Annotated in this window: 18 protein-coding genes; 10 read left to right on the forward strand and 8 right to left on the reverse strand. The window is 62.6% G+C overall.

The annotated features are described in order from the left end of the window. Window positions 1–15: 15 nt before the first annotated feature. Entirely contained in the window at window positions 16–2,280 is a 2,265-nt protein-coding gene (locus N436_RS03275; protein ID WP_110740428.1) for a bifunctional diguanylate cyclase/phosphodiesterase, read from the forward strand. On the opposite strand, the gene N436_RS03280 is transcribed toward N436_RS03275, so the two are convergent. Together N436_RS03280 and N436_RS03285 are read right to left on the reverse strand one after the other, a co-directional pair. Beyond that, complete coding sequence (locus N436_RS03280) at window positions 2,180–3,067, reverse strand: NAD(P)-dependent oxidoreductase (RefSeq protein ID WP_110740429.1); 888 nt, start codon at window positions 3,065–3,067, stop codon at window positions 2,180–2,182. The two genes, N436_RS03275 and N436_RS03280, sit on opposite strands and share 101 nt — an antisense overlap. A gap of 169 nt (window positions 3,068–3,236) precedes the next feature. After that, complete coding sequence (locus N436_RS03285) at window positions 3,237–3,548, reverse strand: DUF2288 domain-containing protein (RefSeq protein WP_016713799.1); 312 nt, start codon at window positions 3,546–3,548, stop codon at window positions 3,237–3,239. A gap of 359 nt (window positions 3,549–3,907) precedes the next feature. On the opposite strand from N436_RS03285, the gene N436_RS03295 reads away from it, so the two are divergent. The 8 genes from N436_RS03295 (at window position 3,908) to nhaA (ending at window position 12,902) form a co-directional block, all read left to right on the forward strand. Further along, window positions 3,908–5,023: a branched-chain amino acid ABC transporter substrate-binding protein gene (locus tag N436_RS03295; protein WP_105945871.1), complete on the forward strand. Its 1,116-nt coding sequence runs from the start codon at window positions 3,908–3,910 to the stop codon at window positions 5,021–5,023. 185 nt (window positions 5,024–5,208) lie between these two features. After that, window positions 5,209–6,132, forward strand: a complete 924-nt coding sequence (gene livH / locus N436_RS03300; protein WP_003254876.1) for a high-affinity branched-chain amino acid ABC transporter permease LivH — start codon at window positions 5,209–5,211, stop codon at window positions 6,130–6,132. Further along, window positions 6,129–7,385: a high-affinity branched-chain amino acid ABC transporter permease LivM gene (locus N436_RS03305; RefSeq protein WP_016713795.1), complete on the forward strand. Its 1,257-nt coding sequence runs from the start codon at window positions 6,129–6,131 to the stop codon at window positions 7,383–7,385. Before livH ends, N436_RS03305 begins: the two co-directional genes overlap by 4 nt. Beyond that, complete coding sequence (gene livG / locus N436_RS03310) at window positions 7,382–8,149, forward strand: high-affinity branched-chain amino acid ABC transporter ATP-binding protein LivG (protein WP_013973920.1); 768 nt, start codon at window positions 7,382–7,384, stop codon at window positions 8,147–8,149. Before N436_RS03305 ends, livG begins: the two co-directional genes overlap by 4 nt. Then, window positions 8,150–8,851: an ABC transporter ATP-binding protein gene (locus N436_RS03315; protein WP_003254879.1), complete on the forward strand. Its 702-nt coding sequence runs from the start codon at window positions 8,150–8,152 to the stop codon at window positions 8,849–8,851. Between the two features lie 238 nt (window positions 8,852–9,089). Next, window positions 9,090–9,764 carry a COG3650 family protein gene (locus N436_RS03320; protein ID WP_028698538.1) on the forward strand — a complete coding sequence of 225 codons (675 nt, stop codon included), beginning with the start codon at window positions 9,090–9,092 and terminating at the stop codon, window positions 9,762–9,764. Window positions 9,765–9,867: 103 nt separating this feature from the next. Beyond that, window positions 9,868–11,475 (forward strand): NAD(P)/FAD-dependent oxidoreductase, encoded by a 1,608-nt coding sequence (locus tag N436_RS03325; protein ID WP_016713793.1) that lies wholly within the window; start codon window positions 9,868–9,870, stop codon window positions 11,473–11,475. Window positions 11,476–11,726: 251 nt separating this feature from the next. Further along, window positions 11,727–12,902 carry a Na+/H+ antiporter NhaA gene (gene nhaA / locus N436_RS03330; RefSeq protein ID WP_110740430.1) on the forward strand — a complete coding sequence of 392 codons (1,176 nt, stop codon included), beginning with the start codon at window positions 11,727–11,729 and terminating at the stop codon, window positions 12,900–12,902. Window positions 12,903–12,971: 69 nt separating this feature from the next. Here the strand turns inward: nhaA and N436_RS03335 are convergent, their stop codons facing one another. Further along, complete coding sequence (locus tag N436_RS03335) at window positions 12,972–13,436, reverse strand: glycine zipper 2TM domain-containing protein (RefSeq protein ID WP_009684613.1); 465 nt, start codon at window positions 13,434–13,436, stop codon at window positions 12,972–12,974. 147 nt (window positions 13,437–13,583) lie between these two features. Between N436_RS03335 and N436_RS03340 the strand changes: the two genes are divergently transcribed. Further along, window positions 13,584–13,817 (forward strand): hypothetical protein, encoded by a 234-nt coding sequence (locus N436_RS03340; protein WP_104833309.1) that lies wholly within the window; start codon window positions 13,584–13,586, stop codon window positions 13,815–13,817. A gap of 42 nt (window positions 13,818–13,859) precedes the next feature. On the opposite strand, the gene pdxH is transcribed toward N436_RS03340, so the two are convergent. The 5 genes from pdxH to dinG form a co-directional block, all read right to left on the reverse strand. Further along, window positions 13,860–14,507 (reverse strand): pyridoxamine 5'-phosphate oxidase, encoded by a 648-nt coding sequence (gene pdxH, locus N436_RS03345; RefSeq protein WP_016713790.1) that lies wholly within the window; start codon window positions 14,505–14,507, stop codon window positions 13,860–13,862. A gap of 18 nt (window positions 14,508–14,525) precedes the next feature. After that, complete coding sequence (locus N436_RS03350) at window positions 14,526–15,506, reverse strand: OmpA family protein (protein ID WP_016713789.1); 981 nt, start codon at window positions 15,504–15,506, stop codon at window positions 14,526–14,528. Window positions 15,507–15,605: 99 nt separating this feature from the next. After that, window positions 15,606–16,751 carry a serine hydrolase domain-containing protein gene (locus N436_RS03355; protein WP_105945867.1) on the reverse strand — a complete coding sequence of 382 codons (1,146 nt, stop codon included), beginning with the start codon at window positions 16,749–16,751 and terminating at the stop codon, window positions 15,606–15,608. A 109-nt stretch (window positions 16,752–16,860) separates the two neighbouring features. Then, window positions 16,861–19,095: a beta-galactosidase gene (locus N436_RS03360; RefSeq protein WP_110740431.1), complete on the reverse strand. Its 2,235-nt coding sequence runs from the start codon at window positions 19,093–19,095 to the stop codon at window positions 16,861–16,863. 79 nt (window positions 19,096–19,174) lie between these two features. After that, entirely contained in the window at window positions 19,175–21,319 is a 2,145-nt protein-coding gene (dinG, locus tag N436_RS03365) for an ATP-dependent DNA helicase DinG (protein ID WP_019096578.1), read from the reverse strand. Window positions 21,320–21,401 lie beyond the last annotated feature (82 nt).

Below are 21,401 nucleotides of genomic sequence, written 5' to 3' on the forward strand. Positions count from 1 at the left end.
ATCAAGAGGCATTCCATGGAGTGGCTAGGGCTGCAACTGTTCGCCGACTTGCCGGCAACCGGGCGTATCGTCATTGATTGCCGCCATGAACCGTTCCTGGTTCTGCTCGCCTACTTCGTTGCCTGCGCGGCCTGCTTCGCCACGCTCGACATGGCCGAGCGACAATCCCACAGCCCCGAACCCACTGCCCACCGCCAATGGAACATGCTCGGCGCGTGCTGCCTGGCCGGTGGCATCTGGGCCATGCACTTCATCAGCATGCTGGCGTTCCAGGCGCCGGTGGAAGTGCACTACGACGTTTCCCTGACCATTCTTTCGCTGCTCATCGCCCTGGGCGTAGCCTGGCTGGCCATGCACAGCCTGGAACGCACACAAATGCGTACGCATCACTTTGTGCAAAGCGCAGTGTTGATTGGCCTGGGCATCATTCTCATGCACTTTGTCGGCATGGCTGCCATGGAAACCGGCGCCGTGCAGTATTACCAGACCGGCCTGCTGCTGGCCTCTGGCGCCATTGCCCTGCTCACCAGTCTGGCCGCGTTGTGCCTGGCCCGTTACTTCCGTAATGGCAGCGGCACCCTGTACCAGGCCATGAAGTACGGCGCCAGCCTGCTGATGGCGGCCGGTATCGTCGCTACCCATTTCACCGCGATGTCGGCCATGACGCTGGTCATCCCGGCCGATACCGCCCTGCGCCTGCCTTCTGGCGACAACAGCCTGCAACTTGGGCTTGGCATCGGCTTCATCACCCTGCTCATCAGTGGTGCCAGTATCAGTGCCGCATTGGCCGACAAGAAGTTGCAGAGTAAAGAGCACGACCTGCGCCGGGTCAGCGTGCTACTCAGCCAGCTGGACCAGGCCCGCGCCTCGCTGCAACAAGCGGCGCATTACGATGCGCTCACCAATCTGGTCAACCGCCGTGGCTTCAACCAGGTGTTTGCCGAGCGGCTGGCCGAACACCAGGCCAGTGAAAGCCGCCTGGCAGTGATGTTCCTCGACATCGACCATTTCAAGCGCATCAACGACAGCCTCGGCCATGACGCCGGTGACGAGCTGCTCAAGGTGATCGCCAACCACATCAAGGCCGCCACCCGCAGCCAGGACCTGGTCGCGCGCTTCGGGGGCGACGAGTTCTGCATCGTCACCAGCCTCAATAACCGCGACGAAGCCCGCCATCTGGCCCAGCGCATCATGCAACGAATGAAAGAGCCCATCGACCTGGGTGGCCGGCGCATGGTCATGACCACCAGCATCGGTATCAGCATCTTCCCTGACGACGGCACCAGCGTCGAAGAGCTGCTCAAACATGCCGACCTGGCCCTGTATCAGTCAAAGGACAACGGGCGCAACAGCCTGAACTTCTTCAACGACAACTTGAAGACCCAGGCCACCATGGCATTGCAACTGGAAGAAGAACTGCGCATGGCCCTGCTCGAAGAACGCGGGCTTTGCGTCCATTACCAGCCCATCTTCGACATGCGCAGCGGGCTACTGGCCAAGCTGGAAGCCCTGGTGCGCTGGCAGCACCCGCAACATGGCCTGCTCGGCCCCGAACGCTTTATCGGCATTGCCGAAGCCAACGGCCTGATCATCGACCTCGACCTGTGGGTACTGCGCCACGCCTGCAGCGATCTGGCCCACCTGCAGCGCTATGGCTACGGCGACTTCAAGGTCACGGTCAACTGCTCGGCCGTGACCCTCAGCCATAACGAGCTACCCAACGAAGTGGAGAAAGCACTGTTTCACGCCGGGCTCTGCGCCCGGCAACTCGAGCTGGAAGTGACCGAGAACGCCCTCATGGGTGATCTCCAGCGCACGGTGAACCTGCTCAAGCGCGTTCGCGCCCTGGGTGTGGCGCTGTCGATCGACGACTTCGGCACCGGTTACTCGTCTCTGGCCTACCTCAAACGCCTGCCGCTGGATGTACTGAAGATCGACCGCACGTTCCTGCAGGATGTGCCGGGTAGCCAAAAAGATCGGGAAATCGTCCAGGCGATCATCGTCATGGCACACACGCTGCACTTGCAGGTGGTCAGTGAGGGCGTAGAGACCGCGGAGCAACAGGCGTTCCTCAAAGCCCACGGCTGCGACTATCTGCAGGGTTACCTGCTGGGTCGCCCGGTACCACTGGCCGAGCTGCGACCACTGCTGGAGCGGTTGCAGCGTCAGGAAGGCGTGCTCAACCCTTGTTACGGTAAAGTTCTACCAGGGTCGCCGGATCTTTTTGCAGGTAACCCTGGCTACCGTGCAGGCGCATCAATTGCGCGGCGAGGCCACTGAGCGGCGTCGCCGAACCCTGCTCGCGGGAGAATTTGACTGCGCCATCAAGGTCCTTGAGCAGCGTGCGCACATGCCACTTGATCGGCTCGAAGCGGCTTTCGGCCATTTGCGGCGCCAGGATCTGCAGGGGCTTGGAGTCAGCAAAGCCACCGGCCAACGCTTCGGCGATCAACGTCGCATCCACCCCGGACTGCTCGGCCAACGCCACGACTTCGGCAATGACCAAGGCGTTGCACGCCACGATCATCTGGTTACAAGCCTTGGTCACCTGGCCTGCGCCCACCGCCCCCATATGCGTCACCCGCTGGCCAAGTACCTGCAACACCGGCCGGGCACGCTCAAGGTCAACCGCCTCGCCACCGACCATGATCGCCAGGGTACCGGCTTCGGCACCGGGCGTGCCGCCGGACACCGGGGCATCCAGCCAGGCCATGCCACACAGTGCGGCCAGCTCGGCAGCCATTTCACGGGTGGCGGTGGGCTCCAGGCTGGAGAAATCGATCAGCAACTGGCCACTGCGTCCACCCTGGGCAATGCCGTGTTCGCCGAACACTACCTCGCGCACCACAGCCGTATCGGCCAGGCATAGCAGTACCATGTCGCTGCCCTGGCACAGTTCGGCAGGGCTGTTGGCCAGGCGCGCACCGGCCTCGACCAGCGCCGCACACTTGTCCGGGCTGCGGTTCCACACGGTCAGCGGGTATCCCGCTGCCAACAGGCGTCGGCACATGGGCAGGCCCATCAGGCCGATGCCGGCGAATCCAAGCGAAGGTAGTGCAGTGCTCATCAATGACTCCCGACTATTCGAATTGTTTTACAGGTTGGCAGAGGGGTAGACACATTACGCATCCCGTAAACTGTTACCGCCACGCCGAATTGTTACTTCCCTCTACCCGCCTTGAATGCTTTCAAGCACCAATAAGGGGCTGCTGCGCATTTTTGCGCACCAAAAACGATCACGCCACTTCCGGGCCCTTCACCTGAATCACGATGAACGGCGACACCACTACCGCCCAGATCTCTGGATCGCGGCTTTGCAGGTCCAGCGCTTGTTCGGCCGACACCGGCCCAACAGTGCCATCACTACGCCACTTGGCGAAGATCTCGCTGCGATTCTCGGCCATCGCCTCGGCAACGGTGATCAGGTCCAGGCTGGGGTCGACCCAAATCAGGTCACCCTTGGCCCAGAAACGCTCCAGTGCTTTCCACTCAATGATTGCCGTCTCGCCAAGCAATTTGGCATAGAGGGTGCTTGTTTGATCAGTCATGGGTGGTATCCGCAAAAATCGGCCAATAAAAAAGGCCGGCATTTTTGCAGAAAAACCCGGTTTCAAATATGTAATTTGGTCGATTGACCCCGAAGTTGTGGGGTGGGGTCACAGATACAGGCAGTTTGATGGCGCCTTTCTGTATCTTTCTGTCGATCAAGCGACAACCCAGGAAACAGGCACTTTTCGACCGCTTTTCAAGCGCTCGAACAGCGCTCTACACTGTACCGGTACAGTTCCGGGACATGTTCCGGGGGAAGGTGGGCTTGCGCGTTGGCATGGCCACGCCGCAAATCCCGCCCGGTCTGTAGCCCTGGCCGCCAGGACTATAAGAATTACAACAGAATGAGTGGAGCACTATGATCAAGATTTCCAAGCTGTTCGCCGCAATGGTACTGGCCGGGGTAGCCAGCCATTCGTTTGCCGCCGATACCATCAAGATCGGGATTGCTGGCCCTAAAACCGGCCCTGTGACCCAGTACGGCGACATGCAGTTCATCGGCGCCAAGCAAGCCATCAAGGATATCAACGCCGCGGGCGGCGTCGATGGCAAGATGCTCGAAGCCAAGGAATACGACGACGCCTGCGACCCTAAACAGGCCGTGGCAGTCGCCAACAAAGTGGTCAACGACGGCGTCAAGTTCGTCATCGGCCACCTGTGCTCCAGCTCCACCCAGCCAGCGTCCGACATTTACGAAGACGAAGGCGTGATCATGATTACCCCGGCCGCCACCTCGCCGGAAATCACCGCCCGTGGCTACAAGCTGATCTTCCGTACCATCGGCCTGGACAGCGCCCAGGGCCCGGCTGCCGGCAACTACATCGCCGACCACGTCAAGCCGAAAGTGGTTGCAGTACTGCACGACAAGCAGCAGTACGGTGAAGGCATCGCCACCGCGGTCAAGCAAACCCTCGAGAAGAAAGGCACCAAGGTTGCCGTGTTCGAAGGCCTGAACGCCGGCGACAAGGACTTCTCCTCGATCATCCAGAAGCTCAAGCAGAACAACGTCGATTTCGTCTACTACGGCGGCTACCACCCAGAGCTGGGCCTGATCCTGCGCCAGGCGCAGGAAAAGGGCCTGAAAGCCAAGTTCATGGGCCCGGAAGGCGTGGGTAACGACTCCATCTCGCAGATCGCTCAAGGCGCCTCCGAAGGCCTGCTGGTCACCCTGCCGAAGTCGTTCGATGCCGACCCGGAGAACAAGAAGATCGTCGACGCCATCAAGGCTGACGGCAAGGACCCAAGCGGCCCGTTCGTGTTCCCTGCCTACTCGGCTGTCGAGCTGATCGCCCAGGGCATCAAGGCCGCCAAGTCCGAAGACACCGACAAGGTGGCCGCCGCCATCCACGCCGGCTCCTTCAAGACCCCGACCGGCACCCTGTCGTACGACGAGAAGGGCGACCTGAAAGACTTCAAATTCGTGGTCTACGAATGGCACTTCGGCAAGCCGAAGACCGAAGTCTCCCCTCAGTAACTGCGTGACTAATAGCTGACCGAAGAAGCCCACTGTGCGAGCAGTGGGCTTTGTTTTACGAGGTTCATGGGCCCGATCCCCGCGATCCGGGGGCAGGCTCACCTGAAAATCTTAAAACCGTCACCCGCGGTTTCCTGGCCTACCCCCGCCAGCGAAATGCAAATCAGGTTTTTAGGAGCGCTGTAATGCCTGAGATCTACCATTTCTTCCAACAACTGGTTAATGGATTGACCATCGGCAGCACCTATGCCTTGATCGCCATCGGCTACACGATGGTGTACGGCATCATTGGCATGATCAACTTCGCCCACGGCGAGGTGTACATGATCGGTTCCTATGTGGCCTTCATCGCCCTGGCGGGCCTGGCCATGATGGGTATCCATTCGCTGCCTATCCTGATGACCGTCGCCTTCGTCGCGACGATCTTCGTCACCAGTGCCTATGGCTACAGTATCGAGCGCGTTGCCTACCGCCCCCTGCGCAACAGCAACCGTTTGATCCCGCTGATTTCCGCCATCGGCATGTCGATTTTCCTGCAGAACACCGTCTTGCTGTCGCAAGACTCCAAGGACAAGTCCATCCCCAACCTGATCCCCGGCAGTTTCTCCTTCGGGCCAGGGGGTGCTGAAGAAGTACTGATCAGCTACATGCAGGTCCTGGTGTTCGTGGTCACCCTGGTGGCCATGACCCTGCTTACCCTGTTCATCTCCCGTTCCCGCCTGGGCCGCGCCTGCCGCGCCTGCGCCGAGGACATCAAGATGGCCAACCTGCTGGGCATCAACACCAACAACATCATCGCCCTCACCTTCGTCATCGGTGCCGCCCTGGCCGCCGTGGCGGCCGTGCTGCTGAGCATGCAGTACGGGGTGATCAACCCCAACGCCGGTTTCCTGGTGGGCCTGAAAGCCTTCACCGCGGCGGTACTGGGTGGCATCGGCAGCATCCCGGGCGCCATGCTCGGCGGGCTGGTGCTGGGTGTGGCCGAAGCGTTCGGCGCCGACATCTTCGGCGACCAGTACAAGGATGTGGTGGCATTCGGCTTGTTGGTTCTTGTCCTGCTATTCCGGCCGACCGGCATCCTGGGCCGCCCGGAGGTTGAAAAAGTATGAACAGAAATCTCAAACAGGCGTTCTTCAGCGCCTTGCTGGTATGGGCCGTGGCCTTCCCGGTACTGGGCCTGAAACTGAGCATCGACGGCATCAGCCTGGCCGTGCACAGCCAAGGGTCGTTCACCATCAGCATCATCGCCGTGTGTTCGGTGCTGATGTTCCTGCGCGTGCTGTTCGACAAGCAGTGGAGTGCGGTGATGGGCAGCCGTTCGGATCGCAAGCTGATCCCGCCGGCCGTCAGCAACTACCTCACCCTGCCCAAGACCCAACGCTACGTGATCATTGGCCTGATCGTCGCGGCACTGGTATGGCCGTTCTTCGGCTCGCGCGGTGCAGTCGACATCGCCACGCTGATCCTGATCTACGTGTTGCTGGGCCTGGGCCTGAACATCGTGGTCGGCCTGGCGGGCCTGCTCGACCTGGGTTACGTGGGCTTCTACGCCGTCGGCGCCTACAGCTACGCCATGCTCTCGCACTACCTGGGCTGGAGCTTCTGGGTGTGCCTGCCGATCGCCGGCCTGATGGCCGCCACCTTCGGCTTCCTGCTTGGCTTCCCGGTCCTGCGCCTGCGTGGTGACTACCTGGCGATCGTGACCCTCGGCTTTGGCGAGATCATCCGCCTGTTCCTGCGTAACCTCACCGACTGGACTGGCGGCCCCAACGGCATCAGCAACATCCCCAAGCCGGAGTTCTTCGGCCTCACCTTCGAACGCCGCGCCGCCGAGGGCATGCAGACCTTCCACGAGTTCTTCGGGCTGGAATACAACTCGATCAACAAGGTGATCTTCCTGTACCTGGTGGCGCTGTTGCTGGCCCTGCTGGCGCTGTTCGTCATCAACCGCCTGCTGCGCATGCCGATCGGCCGCGCCTGGGAAGCCCTGCGTGAAGACGAGATTGCCTGCCGTGCGCTGGGGCTGAACCCGACCGTGATCAAGCTCTCGGCATTCACCCTGGGTGCCTGCTTCGCCGGTTTCGCCGGCAGCTTCTTCGCTGCGCGCCAAGGCCTGGTGACGCCGGAGTCGTTCACCTTCATCGAGTCGGCGATCATCCTCGCCATCGTCGTGCTCGGCGGCATGGGCTCACAACTGGGCGTGATCCTCGCGGCCATCGTGATGATCCTGCTGCCCGAGCTGATGCGTGAGTTCAGCGAATACCGGATGCTGATGTTCGGTGCGCTGATGGTGTTGATGATGATCTGGCGTCCGCAAGGCCTGCTGCCTATGCAACGTCCACACATGGAGCTGCGTCGATGAGCCGCGAAATTCTGCAAGTCAGCGGCCTGAGCATGCGCTTCGGCGGCTTGTTGGCGGTGAACGGCGTAGGCCTGACCGTCAAGGAAAAACAGGTGGTGGCGTTGATCGGCCCGAACGGCGCCGGCAAAACCACCGTGTTCAACTGCCTGACCGGCTTCTACAAGCCGAGCGGTGGCACCATCCTGCTCGATGGCCAGCCGATCCAGGGCCTGGCCGGCCACCAGATCGCCCGCAAGGGCGTGGTGCGGACCTTCCAGAACGTGCGCCTGTTCAAGGAAATGACCGCGCTGGAAAACCTGCTGATCGCCCAGCACCGTCACCTCAATACCAACTTCTTCGCCGGCCTGTTCAAGACCCCGAGCTTCCGTCGCAGCGAGAAAGAGGCCATGGAGCGCGCGCAGTACTGGCTGGAGAAGGTCAACCTGACCGAGTTCGCCAACCGTACCGCCGGCACCCTCGCCTACGGCCAGCAGCGCCGCCTGGAAATCGCCCGCTGCATGATGACCCAGCCGCGCATCATCATGCTCGACGAACCGGCTGCGGGCCTGAACCCGAAAGAAACCGAAGACCTCAAGGCACTGATCGCCTACCTGCGTGAGTCGCACAACGTCACCGTGCTGCTGATCGAGCACGACATGAAGCTGGTGATGAGCATCTCCGACCATATCGTGGTGATCAACCAGGGCACCCCCCTGGCCCACGGCACGCCGGAAGAGATCCGCGACAACCCTGATGTGATCAAAGCCTACCTGGGGGAAGCGTAAATGCTGAAGTTCGAAAACGTTTCCACCTTCTACGGCAAGATCCAGGCGCTGCACAGCGTCAACGTGGAGATCAACCAGGGCGAGATCGTTACCCTGATCGGCGCCAACGGCGCTGGCAAGTCGACCTTGCTGATGACCCTGTGCGGCTCGCCGCAGGCGCACAGTGGCAGCATCAAGTACCTGGGTGAAGAACTGGTCGGCCAGCCGTCCTCGCACATCATGCGCAAGAGTATTGCCGTCGTGCCGGAAGGCCGCCGCGTGTTCGCCCGCCTGACCGTCGAGGAAAACCTGGCGATGGGTGGTTTCTTCACCGACAAGGGCGACTACCAGGAGCAGCTGGACAAGGTGCTGCAGCTGTTCCCGCGCCTGAAGGAACGCTACATCCAGCGTGGCGGCACCATGTCCGGTGGTGAACAGCAGATGCTCGCCATTGGCCGGGCACTGATGAGCAAGCCCAAGCTGCTGCTGCTCGACGAGCCGTCGCTGGGCCTGGCACCGATCATCATCCAGCAGATCTTCGACATCATCGAACAGCTGCGCCGTGATGGCGTGACGGTGTTCCTGGTGGAGCAGAACGCCAACCAGGCGCTGAAGATTGCTGACCGGGCGTATGTGCTGGAAAACGGCCGGGTGGTGATGCAGGGCACGGGTGAAGCATTGTTGACTGACCCGAAGGTGCGCGACGCGTACCTCGGCGGTTGATAAATAAAGGGCCAACTACTGGCCCTTTATTTTGCCTGTCAGAAATGTAATGCCTGTACCGGCCCTATCGCCGGCAAGCCAGCTCCCACAGGTCACCACAATCTTCACGAGCTGTGGAGTCCTGTGGGAGCTGGCTTGCCGGCGATAGGGCCGGTACAGGCAACCATTAACTTGTGATCCCGCGCCAGCCTGAGTAACGTGGCCAGCTCTTTGGCAAAGATTCCCCGGAGCCCGCCCCATGCGCCTCACCCCCACCCTGCTGCTCACCGCCCTGCTGCCCCTGTTCGCAGGCTGCCAACTGATGGCTAGCCCGCCAAGCGACCCGAACATCGGCACCACGCGCATGCAGGGCGAACTGCGTGCCGCCGGTGGCCAGTTGCTGTTCAAGCCATGCAGCGAAAACCGCACCTTCGTGATCAACGATGTCGGTGCGACGGGCATCCTGCAAGAGGCCGCCAACCTCGCCAAGGACGCCAACGACAAGCTGTTCGCCGACGTGCGCGGGCGCCTTACCGGGAGCAAGCAGGCCAACAATGATGGCCAGCTGGAAGTGCGCCGCCTGTACCGCCTGGAACCTTCAACCCGCGCTTGTGACGACCCCAACTTCAAGCAGCTGACCCTGCGCGCCAATGGCCACGAACCGGAGTGGGACATCAAGGCCAGTGGCAAGGGCATGGTGCTCAACCGCGTCGGCCAGGAGCCCCTGCCCCTGCCCTTCCTGGAAGAAGAAGTACCCGGCGGCGGCCTGACCCTGACCAGCGAAGCCAACAACCAGCATGTGGAACTGTGGGTCGCACCGCAGCGCTGTGTAGACAACGCCACCGGTGCCATCCACCACCTGCGTGCCGAGCTGCGCATCGACGGCAAGACCCTGCAGGGCTGCGGTTACTACGGCGGCGCACGCGACAACTGATCGCCGGGCGCTTTTATCCTGCCAGTCGGGGCGGCTAACAGCTTATACTTGGCGGTTTGTGTAAAGCCGCCGGCCGCCCATGGCCGGGATACTGGACCCTGCCATGCTACGAATCACCGAACTGAAGCTGCCCCTGGACCATCCCGACGAAGCCCTGCGTGAAGCCATCGTCCAGCGCCTGGGCATCCGCGACGAGCAACTGCTCAGCTTCAACCTGTTCAAGCGCAGCTACGATGCGCGCAAGAAGAACAGCGAACTGCTGTTCATCTACACCATCGACCTGGAAGCCAGCAACGAAGCCGAACTGCTCAGCAAGTTCGCCGACGATCGCAACATCGGCCCAGCGCCGGACGTCACCTACAAGTTCGTCGGCCAGGCCCCGGCAGGCCTGCAGGAACGCCCGATCGTGGTCGGTTTCGGCCCCTGCGGCATCTTCGCCGGCCTGCTGCTGGCACAGATGGGCTTCAAGCCGATCATCCTTGAGCGTGGCAAGGAAGTACGCCAGCGCACCAAGGACACCTGGGGCCTGTGGCGCAAAAGCGTACTCAACCCCGAGTCCAATGTGCAGTTCGGCGAAGGCGGCGCCGGCACCTTCTCTGACGGCAAGTTGTACAGCCAGATCAAGGACCCGCAACACCACGGCCGCAAAGTGCTGGAAGAGTTCGTCAAGGCCGGTGCGCCCGACGAGATCCTGTACATCAACAAACCGCACATCGGTACCTTCCGCCTCACCGGCATGGTCGAGCAGATGCGTCAGGACATGATCGCCCTGGGTGCCGAAGTACGCTTCCAGCAGAAGGTGACCGACCTGTTGGTCGAAGACGGCCAGCTGACCGGCGTGGTGCTGGAGAGCGGCGAGCAGCTGCATTCGCGCCATGTGGTCCTGGCGCTGGGCCACAGTGCCCGCGACACCTTCCGCATGCTGCACGCCAAAGGCGTGTACATGGAAGCCAAGCCGTTCTCGGTCGGTTTCCGTATCGAGCACCCGCAAACGCTGATCGACAAGGCACGCCTGGGCAAGTACGCCGGCCACCCGAAACTGGGCGCTGCCGACTACAAGCTGGTGTACCACGCCAAGAACGGCCGTTCGGTGTACAGCTTCTGCATGTGCCCGGGCGGCACCGTGGTCGCGGCTACCAGCGAGCCGGGCCGGGTGGTGACCAACGGCATGAGCCAGTACTCGCGGAACGAGCGCAACGCCAACTCCGGCATCGTCGTCGGCATCGACCCGGAGCGAGACTACCCGGGTGGCCCGCTGGCCGGTATCGAACTGCAAGAGCGCCTGGAAGCCCATGCTTATGTGATGGGGGGCAGCAACTACCAGGCGCCTGCGCAATTGGTAGGCGACTTTGTAGCTGGTCGGCCCTCGACCGCGCTGGGCAGTGTCGAGCCGTCCTACAAGCCGGGCGTGACCCTGGGAGACCTGGCGCCGAGCCTGCCGGACTTCGCCATCGAGGCAATCCGTGAGGCATTGCCGGCATTCGACCGGCAGATCAAGGGTTACAACCTGCATGACGCGGTGTTGACCGGGATCGAGACACGTACCTCGTCGCCATTGCGGATTACCCGGGGTGAGGATTACCAGAGCCTGAACCTGAAAGGCCTGTTCCCGGCAGGTGAAGGGGCCGGCTACGCGGGCGGGATCCTGTCGGCGGGTGTCGATGGCATTCGCATCGCCGAGGCAGTGGCGCGGGATATGCTCGGCCTCTGATGCTTGATTGCCTGCCAGCACCCTTTCGCGGGTTTACTCGCGAAAGGGTGCTGGCAGGCATCAGAATAATCCACCCCCAACATCAGGCTTCCCCTCCCCCTTCCTTCCTCAGTTCCATCTAGGCTTCCCCCAGGCCTGTCAGCAACAACATATAACAAAAACGAATATTGTTTTTGTTTTAAAGCATATGGTCACAGGCTAGGGTGTACGCCCGTTCCATTCGTAAACTGCTCATGGAGAGCCTATAGCCCGTGCGTAGCCTGTTCACCCGCTTCTTCCAGCTTGAAGCCGCCAGCGGCCTGCTGCTGATCGCCGCCGCCGTACTGGCACTGATCATCAACAACTCACCGCTGTCCTACCTGTACAGCGGCCTGCTCGACGTTCCCGTCGCTGTCCAGGTCGGCGCGTTGAACATCGCCAAGCCGTTGCTGCTTTGGATCAACGATGGCCTGATGGCGCTGTTCTTCCTGCTGATCGGCCTGGAGGTCAAACGCGAGGTGATCAATGGCCACCTGTCCAAACCTTCGCAGATCGTGCTTCCTGCCACGGCCGCTATCGGCGGCATGGTGGTACCCGCGCTAATCTACTGGTTCATCAACCGCGAAGACCCTGCCGCCGTTGCCGGGTGGGCGATCCCCACCGCTACCGACATCGCCTTTGCCCTCGGCGTACTGGCCTTGCTGGGCAAGCGCGTGCCGGTGTCGCTGAAGCTGTTCCTGATGACCCTGGCGATCATCGACGACCTGGGTGCAATCGTTGTCATCGCCCTGTTCTATTCCGGCACCCTGTCGAGCGTGTCACTGCTGCTGGCTGCGGCCTGCCTGGTGGTGCTGGTGGCGATGAACCGGCTTGGCGTGGTCAAGCTTGGGCCGTACATGGTCGTTGGCCTGATCCTGTGGGTCTGTGTGCTCAAAAGTGGCGTGCATGCCACGCTGGCGGGTGTCGCCCTGGCCTTGTGCATTCCACTGCGCACACGCAACGCCGAAACTTCGCCGCTGCTGGCGCTTGAACATGCCCTGCACCCGTGGGTGGCCTATGCCATCCTGCCGCTGTTCGCCTTCGCCAACGCCGGTGTCTCGCTGGCAGGCATGACCGTAGAAAGCTTCACTCACCCCGTGCCGATGGGCATCGCGGTCGGCCTGCTGCTGGGCAAGACCGTGGGGGTTTTCGGCCTGACATGGGTGGCCGTCAAGCTACGACTGGCCGCGCTGCCTGCTGGGGCCGGCTGGGGGCAATTGCTGGGGGTCGCGATACTCTGCGGCATTGGCTTTACCATGAGCCTGTTCGTTGGCTCGCTCGCCTTTGTGCCGGGTAGCAGCGAATACGCCGGCATGGACCGCATGGGCATTCTTACCGGCTCGTTCTTCGCCGCAGTGATCGGCTATGCCGTCACCGCCATGGCCAGCCGCAAAACCCACGCAGGCTGAGTTGGCTGACGCATGAAAAAACCCCGACTGGCAGGCGCCATGTCGGGGTTTTGTTTTACCGTGCGGCGGTCAGTGCGAAACGCGGCTGGTACCGTCAACGGTCATGATGCGTACACGGTCGCCCACGCGGAAGATTTCGTTCTCCTGCACGGCCTGAACGTAGGCGCGCATGCTGCCATCGTCCTCACGTACGGTGATCTCGACGCCTTGGGTGCGCGTCAGGCCTTCCTCGGCAGCAGACCCGGCCAGGCCGCCGGCGACAGCACCGATAACAGCTGCCACGATGCTGCCACGGCCACCGCCTACGGCACTACCGGCAACGCCACCCACGATGGCGCCAGCGCCGCCACCGATCGGGGTTTTGGTACCCTCGATCTTGACCGGGCGCAGGGATTCGATGGTGCCCATGCGCACGGTTTGCACGCGGCGGGCTTCGTCACGGGAGTAGCTATCACCGGTCAGGCTTGAGGCACAGCCCCCCAGCAGCAGCGACATGGTGGTAAAAGTCGCCACCAGCAAAGCGGATTTACGCATGGGTAAAGTCTCCATAAGTCAGGTGCTCATTAGACGCTGCACATTGACGGCTGTCACGGTACAAACGTAATAAAATTGTTTTCATTCAGCCGGGGTACAGCCTGCGGGGCTGTGTCGAAGGCCTTTCAAGTGAGACCAAGGATAGCCATGGATTACTTCATCGTCGTGGTCACCACCGTTGCAGGGCTGTATTTTCACGGGTGGTTGTATGTGCGCATGCGCCGCTGGATGGACCGTGACCTGGCGTTGTCGTTGGCGGGGGCGGATGCGGGGAAGCGCGCGTATATGCTGCAGCGGCTGGAGCAAGCGCGGGTGGAAAAGGTGGGGCGCAAGCAGTTGCCAGGGTGGTTGGAGCGGGAGGCTGCGGGGTATGTGGGGTAGCCTCTGGTCGAGTATTGGGGCCGCTTTGCGGCCCCAACATTTTCAGGGTGCCAGACGCTCGCGCTGCCATTGCCCATCGACCAGCCGATAGTTCAGCCGGTCATGCAGGCGGCTAGCCCGACCCTGCCAGAACTCGATACGCTCAGGCAGCAAACGGTACCCACCCCAATGCTCAGGGCAATGGGGCTGGGTGTCCGAGAAGCGCGCCTCAGTTGCCTTGACCAGCCCCTCCAGTTCTTCACGCCCGGCAATCACCCGGCTCTGCGGCGAAGCCCAGGCCCCCAGGCGGCTGCCCAGCGGGCGCACCTGGTAGTAGTCGTCCGACTCCTTGGCCGTGACCTTTTCCACCCGCCCCTCAATGCGCACCTGGCGCTCCAGCGCCGGCCAGAAGAAGGTCATGGCTGCAAAGGGGTTGGCTTGCAGCTGCTGGCCCTTGGCGCTGTCGTAGTTGGTGAAGAAGGTAAAACCACGCGTGTCGAGCCCCTTCAACAGCAGTACACGGCAATGCGGGCGGCCTTCGCCGTCGACAGTGGCCAGGGTCATGGCGTTGGCTTCCACCGGTACCTGCTCGGTTTTCACCGCATCGGCAAACCACTGGTGAAACAGGGCGAACGGCTCACCCGGAGCCTGGGCTTCGGCCAGGCCATCACGGGTGTAGTCGCGGCGCATATCGGCCAGGGATTGGGTCATTGCTGCGTTCCTTGACGATCAGTTGGTCTTCGCAGGGCTGTTGGCAGCTACTTTCTTGTCAGTGGTAGCTTTCTTGGCGGCTGGCTTGGCCGGCGCGGCTTTTTTCTTGGCGGTGGTCTTGGCGGGAGCCTTGGCCTTGGCTGCTGGTTTTTTCGCCACTGGCTTCTTCGCGGCTGGCTTGCTGTCGGCGGCCTTGGCAGCCGGTGCCTTGGCATCCTGAACCGCAACCATCGAAGCCGGCGCAGGTGCCGGGCCGGCCTGCTGATATTTGGCCAGCAGTGCGACCATGGTGTTCTGCGGGGTCAGCAACATTTCAACGCGGCGGTTCAGGGAACGGCCTTCGGCGCTGTCGTTGGCGGCACGTGGCATCACCGAGCCCATGCCCTTGAGGGTCAGGCGGTCTCGCTGCAGGCCGCTGAGGCGGAAAATGGCCGATACCGACGCGGCGCGCTCCAGGCTGAGCTTCTGGTTGGCAGCTGCAACACCGCTGCTGTCGGCATGGCCGAGCACCAGCACGGCAGTTTTCGGGTCACCTTCGACGGCCTTGGCCACTCGGGTGATCGGGCCGAGTGTCATGGGCAGCAGCATGTTCGGGCGGTCAGGGTTGTACGAGCTGTCTACCGGCAGGGTTACCGCCAGCACATTGTCGCGACGCTCTAGCTCCAGCTTGCTGTCCTTGATGGCTTCGCGCAGCTTGGGCTCGTACTCGTCCAGCCAGGCCTGGGTCGCCTTCTGGTCGATCTTCGGCACCACAGGCCCTTTGGCTTGCTTGTCATCACCACCGAACGGCCACCACCAGCGGCTGGCGCTTTCAGACTTGGCATCGGCTTTGGCCACGTTTTCAGTGACGGCTGCCTTCACTTCCTGCTCGGCGACCTTGTCCGAACCGAAAGGCCACCAGCTGGAGCCACCTGCCTTGGAGCCTTCCGGAGAGTGGCTGGCACAGCCGGTAACGGCGGTCAGGCACAGGGCGAGTGCTAAGGTTTTATGTGAAGACATCAGCGATACACCATGAAATTAAAAGAAATTTTGCCCACACACATAAGGCGTTGGCATTGAGGATAGTCAAAGGGCTGGGGCAATACCCGCATTACCCGATCAAAGGCAACTGGCAAGGACACGCACCAGCTTCTGGGCTCGTGGGTCCATCAGCACATAAGGGCCGAGGGTATTGACCACGAAGCCGAACGCCACATCGTGCTCCGGGTCGGCAAAACCGACCGAGCCACCGGCACCGGGGTGGCCAAAGGCACGTGCGCCGAGGCCGAAGGTGGCATTGGCCACATCGGGCTGGTCGAGCATACAGCCGAGGCCGAAACGGGTCTGGGTGAGCAAGGTACGGTCTTGGCCCAGGCTGTGTTCACGGGTCAGTTCATCGAGCAGTTCGGACTCGAGCAGGCTGCCGTCCAGCAGCCCGGCATAGAAACCCGCCAGGCTGCGTGCATTGCCATGGCCATTGGCCGCTGGCTGCTGCATGCGTCGCCATTCCGGCTTGTTGGTGCTGGTCAGGATTGCTGGCGGGTTGGTGAAGGCACGGGTCGACAACGCCTCGGGCTCACGCATGGTCACCTGCAACAGGCGCTGCGCGGCGGCATCCCCGGGGTTGCCCTTGCCACGGGCGATGTGCGCCACGCGGTGGAACTCTTCATCTGCCAGGCCAACATGGAAGTCCAGCCCAAGCGGGCGGGCGGTACGGGCCACGATCGAGTCGCCAGGGCCACGGCCATCGGCACGACGGATCAGTTCACCGATCAGCCAGCCGTAGGTGATGGCGGCATAGCCGTGTTCCGTACCTGGAGCCCACCAAGGTGTCTCGGCGGCCAGGGCATCCACCATGGCCTGCCAGTCATACAGGGCTTCGGCTGGCAGCAGTTCACGGATGGCAGGCAGGCCGGCACGGTGGCTAAGCAGTTGGCGCAGGGTGATCGACTGTTTACCCGCTTGGGCAAACTCGGGCCAGTATTTGGCCACTGGCGCATCGAGGGCCAACTTGCCCTCACCCACCAGTTGCAGGGCAGTGACGGCGGTGAAGGTCTTGGTACAGGAGAACAGGTTGGCGATGGTGTCGCTGTGCCAGGCCTGCTGCCCATCCTTGTCGGCGCTGCCGGCCCACAGGTCGATGACGGTTTCGCCCCCTACCTGGATGCACAGCGCGGCGCCACGCTCCTGGGGATCATCGAACAGCGCGGCAAAGGCTTCGCGCACGGCTTCGAACTTCAGCTCATAGTGACCCTGGATCTGCACCCGCTGTACCCCGTACGACCATGTCCAAAAAAGGTGTGCATTGTTTCAGTAGTTGGGTGTTTTGCAAACTGGCTTGGGCCAAATGGTCGCGACGAACGGTAGCCTGCACTCAAGGCGCCGGCTTTTCCAGCTGGGTACGCAGTTGGCTCACGGCCTGCAGGTTGCTCTTGCGCACAGCGTCGACAAACCCTGGGTAGGGCATATCCGTAATCGCGACCAGCCCCAGGTGCCCGTTCTCGCCGTCGAGCAGGCGGCCACTAGCTGGCTGATCGAGGTACTGGAACCAGTGGGCACCCACGATCATCGGCTGCGCCAGGGCCGCCTTGAGGAAGTTGCCATAGGCCGGGCCACGGTCCTCTTCCCGCGCCACCTCCAGCGGCCCTGGCCAGAACGGCCCGCGATCGCGCGAACCGAACTGGAACTCGGACACCAGCACCGGCTTGTCCAGCTCGGCCAGGCGGGCGAAGTCGTAGCCGTCCTGCGGCTTGAGGGTATAGAAGTTGAAGCTGAGCACATCGCAGAATTCGGCACAGGCCTTGACCGCCTCCGGCGTGCTGACCGCATAGCGGCCACCCAGCAGCAGGTGATTGGGGGCATGCCATTTCAATGAGTCGGCAATGGTCTTGAAGTAAGTCTCGGCAAACACCTGCTGGAAGTGCTGGTAGTCGCGCTCGATTTCCGGGTGTTCCGGGTTGGGCAACGGTGCCTCGAAGCCTGGGTCTTCCATCAGCTCCCAGGCGGTCAGTTCGATGCCCCAGGCCTTGGACAGCCCCTCCTGGTTACGGTACTTGTCGCGCAACTGCTTGAGAAAGGCGCGCTTGGCCGGTACGTCGGTGGTCAGGCGCAAGGTGCCATAGGCCAGGCCATAGCGGGCTTTGGGGTCGTTACCGGGGGCAGCCCACGCCAACTCGTTGTCGGCAAAGTAGCCGATCAGCCAAGGGTCGTCGCGGTGATCGCGGGCGGCAATGGCCACGGCGCGCTCTGTAGCCATGGCAAAACGTGGGTCGAACGGGTCGGGCATACTGCCCCACCAGTCCATGCCGGTGCTGATGCTGGCGTAGTCTCCCACGATCGACAGCGGCAAGGTGTAGGGCATCCGCTTGGCCTGGCCCAGGGCAGGCTCACTCCAGTTGCCGATCGTGTTGAACCCCCAGGCCTGCAACCGGTCGAGCGCGTGCGCCTGCCAGCGGGCAGCATCCAGTACCAGCGGCGGGCAGTTGGCTGGCTGCCCTTCCAAGGCCGGCGGGCAGGGTTTACCGTAGGTACGCTGCAGGTTGGCAGCATAGAAGTCGAACCAGCGCCCTTGCTTGAAATTGCGCCCTTGCGACGAGGCATTGCCATCGTCGTTGTTGCCTTCGCCATAGAATGCCGCCAATGCCTCGCCCTCACCCGGCAATGCCTTGAACATGCCTTCACGGCCGGCGACGTAAGTACGCCCGCCGTCTGCAGCTATCGCATTTACCCCCAGGGAATAGAACGGGTGCCCCTCGGGCGTTACCAGGTACCAGCGGCCATCACGCTTTTCGGTACGGAAGAACCCTTTGGCCTCGAACGCCGGCCCGGCAACAAGCCCGCCGTAGCTGTCCAGTTGCTGCTTGTCACGCTCAGCCAGCCAACCCTTGAGCTGTTGCTGCTCGCGCTTATCGGCCGCCTTGAGTTGATCGTCATTGGCGACCTTCTCTGGCCAGTTGGCGCGGGTGGACTGGCCGTAGGCATCGATCAGCTCGTGGTAAGCCGCCTGGTAGGCCTGGTCGTCATCCTGGATGCCCACCCGTTCGATCAGCAGGTTCTGCGCCACCTTGGGGTTGGGGATGCTCAGGCTGACCGAGGTCACCTGCTTGAGGTCAACCGCGCCAGCGCTGCTGGTCAGTAGCAGGCGCTGGCCGCCATGGTTCCAGGGCATGGGAGGGCCGGCGCGCATGCCCTGGCTCAACGGCGAGCTGGCCGTCAGTGGCACCATCACCGTTTGCGCAGGGCCGGCCGGCAGGTCGATGCGGCTGGTCAAGGTGCGGCCATCGCTGCCTTGCACCGTAACATCAACAGTCAGTGCCCAGTCCATGGCACTTTGCAGGCGCAAGGTGAGGAACTGCCCGGCCGACCAGTCCCACACCCCGCCTTGCGGGCTCAGGCGCAAGGTCGGTCGCAGGGCCGGGTTGAACACCACACGGCGCAGCACCTCGCCCTCGGCCGTTTGCTCCGCGTTGTACTGCGGCATGCCTGCATCTTCGGTCGCCACATTGACCACCGAGGCCGGGCGCACGAAGCTGAACAGCGTCTGCTGCCCGGCCAGCAAGGGCGAGCTGAACAACAGGGCGAAAACGGCGGGCAGGGTACGGCGGACCATAAGGCTGGGGCTCTCCTTCAGGGCCGTCATGGCCCAAGACTGAGTAATGGACAACGCGCCGGAGCAAGTGCTCCGGCGGTCAGGAAATCTCCCGCCGGAACGGCGGCAGCGCATTGAGAATAGCCTTGCCGTAGCGCTGGGTGACCAGGCGCCGGTCGAGCAAGGTGATGACGCCGCGATCCTGCTCGGTACGCAGCAGGCGGCCACAGGCCTGGATCAACTTCAACGAGGCGTCGGGCACGGCAATTTCCATGAACGGGTTGCCACCGCGAGCCTCGATCCACTCCGACAAAGCGGCTTCCACCGGGTCGTCGGGCACGGAGAAAGGTATTTTGGCGATGACCACATGCTCGCAGTACGCACCTGGCAGGTCGACACCTTCGGCAAAGCTGGCCAGGCCGAACAACACGCTGTGCTGGCCATCATCGACCCGCGCCTTGTGCTTGTTCAGGGTTTCCTGCTTGGACAGGTTGCCCTGGATCAGCACCAGCTTGCGCCAGTCACGGTCCAGGCCGTCGAACACATCCTGCATTTGCTTGCGTGACGAGAACAGCACCAGCGCGCCACGGGCATCCTCGACGATGTTTGGCAGCTCACGGATGATCGCCGCCGTATGCGCCGCCGCATCGCGGGGGTCGGCCTGCAGGTCGGGGACCCGCAGCAGGCCGGCATCGCCATGCACGAACGGGCTGGGCACCACGCAGGTGACGGCATCGCGCGGCAACCCCGAGCGCATGCGGAAGCGGTCGAACTTGCCCAGCGCGGTCAACGTCGCCGACGTGACCAGTGCGCCGTGGGCAACGCTCCACAGACTGCGGCGGAGCATTTCGGCGGCGAGGATAGGGCTGGCGTTAACTTCGATGTCGAACAGTGCGCCACTCTCGGCCAGCGTCAGCCAGCGAGCCATGGGCGGGCTGTCTTCCGGGTCCTCGGCGGTAAAGGCCGTCCACAGTTCCCAGTTGCCTTGGGCACGGGTGACCAGGCTGCCAAACAGCGGGTACCACTCTTCGGCCTGATGGCTGGCGATACCGATATTGACCTCGCCGTCCATGCCCTCCTTGAGCAAGTCGGCCAGGCGGGTGAACAGGTCGTTGAGGCGGGCAAAGCCCTTTTTCAGTTCGATGCCCACTTCGCGGATTTGCTCTGGCACCACACCGCCCTCGAAGCGGTAACGCGGGCGTTCACGGCCTTCGGTGTCCTCGCTGGGGCGGAAGTCCGCCACCTGCTCGCACAGGGTGAACATGAACTGCTGTTGGGTGCGCACTTCCCGCGCCAGCTCCGGCACCTGCTCGATGTACTTGCCAAGGTCACCGGGCAGCGGGTGCTGAGCCAACAGCTTGGTCAGGTTCTTGGCGGTCTGTTCCAGCCAGTCGGCGGTGGAGCGCAGGCGCGAATAATGGGCGAAATGACCAATGGCCTTGTCTGGCAGGTGATGGCCTTCGTCGAACACGTACAGGGTATCGCGCGGGTCGGGCAACACCGCGCCACCGCCCAGGGCCAGGTCGGCCAGCACCATGTCGTGGTTGGTGACGATCACGTCGACCTTGCCCATGCCTTCGCGGGCCTTGTAGAACACGCACTGCTGGAAGTTCGGACAGTGGCGGCCTGTGCACTGGCTGTGGTCGGTGGTCAGCCGTGCCCAGTCCTGGTCTTCCAGGGCCTCGGGCCAGCTGTCACGGTCACCGTCCCAGCGGTTGCCAGCGAGCTTCTCGATCATGCTGTTGAACAGCTTCTGGCTGCGCTCGTCGACTTCGATACGGAAGCCTTCTTCCTCGAACAGCTGGGCGGTGGCCGACTGGGCATGGCCTTCCTGCAGCAGGATGTCGAGCTTGGACAGGCACAGGTAGCGCCCACGGCCCTTGGCCAGGGCGAAGCTGAAGTTGAGCCCGCTGTTGCGCATCAGGTCGGGCAGGTCCTTGAAAACGATCTGCTCCTGCAGGGCCACGGTCGCGGTGGCGATCACCAAGCGCTTGCCGGCGGCCTTGGCGGCCGGGATGGCTGCCAGGCTGTAGGCCACGGTCTTGCCGGTACCGGTGCCCGCCTCGACCGCCACCACGGCAGGCTCGCCGGCACGGCGGCCTTCATCGTCGCAGGCGATGTCGCCAAGCACCTTGGCCACTTCGGCGATCATCAGGCGCTGGCCATAGCGCGGCTTGAGGCTCTTGGCTTCGAGAAAACGCGAATAGGCGCCCTGGATGGTGGCTTTGAGTTCGTTGCTGATCATGGTCTGCAGGCGCCCGAAGGGCTGGATATATTTTCAGTGTTTCACACGGGGCGGCTATCATACCCCGCTATTGCCCATTATG

It is taken from the genome of Pseudomonas sp. RV120224-01b, assembly GCF_003208145.1.
Taxonomy (GTDB): Bacteria; Pseudomonadota; Gammaproteobacteria; order Pseudomonadales; family Pseudomonadaceae; genus Aquipseudomonas; species Aquipseudomonas monteilii.

Coding starts and splice junctions, on each gene's coding strand:
- dinG (WP_019096578.1), bottom strand. CDS start 21,319: ATGATCAGCAACGAACTCAAAGCCACCATCCAGGGCGCCTATTCGCGT.
- N436_RS03315 (WP_003254879.1), top strand. CDS start 8,150: ATGCTGAAGTTCGAAAACGTTTCCACCTTCTACGGCAAGATCCAGGCG.
- N436_RS03295 (WP_105945871.1), top strand. CDS start 3,908: ATGATCAAGATTTCCAAGCTGTTCGCCGCAATGGTACTGGCCGGGGTA.
- N436_RS03335 (WP_009684613.1), bottom strand. CDS start 13,436: ATGCGTAAATCCGCTTTGCTGGTGGCGACTTTTACCACCATGTCGCTG.
- livH (WP_003254876.1), top strand. CDS start 5,209: ATGCCTGAGATCTACCATTTCTTCCAACAACTGGTTAATGGATTGACC.
- N436_RS03305 (WP_016713795.1), top strand. CDS start 6,129: ATGAACAGAAATCTCAAACAGGCGTTCTTCAGCGCCTTGCTGGTATGG.
- N436_RS03285 (WP_016713799.1), bottom strand. CDS start 3,548: ATGACTGATCAAACAAGCACCCTCTATGCCAAATTGCTTGGCGAGACG.
- N436_RS03320 (WP_028698538.1), top strand. CDS start 9,090: ATGCGCCTCACCCCCACCCTGCTGCTCACCGCCCTGCTGCCCCTGTTC.
- pdxH (WP_016713790.1), bottom strand. CDS start 14,507: ATGACCCAATCCCTGGCCGATATGCGCCGCGACTACACCCGTGATGGC.
- N436_RS03360 (WP_110740431.1), bottom strand. CDS start 19,095: ATGGTCCGCCGTACCCTGCCCGCCGTTTTCGCCCTGTTGTTCAGCTCG.
- N436_RS03350 (WP_016713789.1), bottom strand. CDS start 15,506: ATGTCTTCACATAAAACCTTAGCACTCGCCCTGTGCCTGACCGCCGTT.
- N436_RS03280 (WP_110740429.1), bottom strand. CDS start 3,067: ATGAGCACTGCACTACCTTCGCTTGGATTCGCCGGCATCGGCCTGATG.
- N436_RS03275 (WP_110740428.1), top strand. CDS start 16: ATGGAGTGGCTAGGGCTGCAACTGTTCGCCGACTTGCCGGCAACCGGG.
- livG (WP_013973920.1), top strand. CDS start 7,382: ATGAGCCGCGAAATTCTGCAAGTCAGCGGCCTGAGCATGCGCTTCGGC.
- N436_RS03340 (WP_104833309.1), top strand. CDS start 13,584: ATGGATTACTTCATCGTCGTGGTCACCACCGTTGCAGGGCTGTATTTT.
- N436_RS03325 (WP_016713793.1), top strand. CDS start 9,868: ATGCTACGAATCACCGAACTGAAGCTGCCCCTGGACCATCCCGACGAA.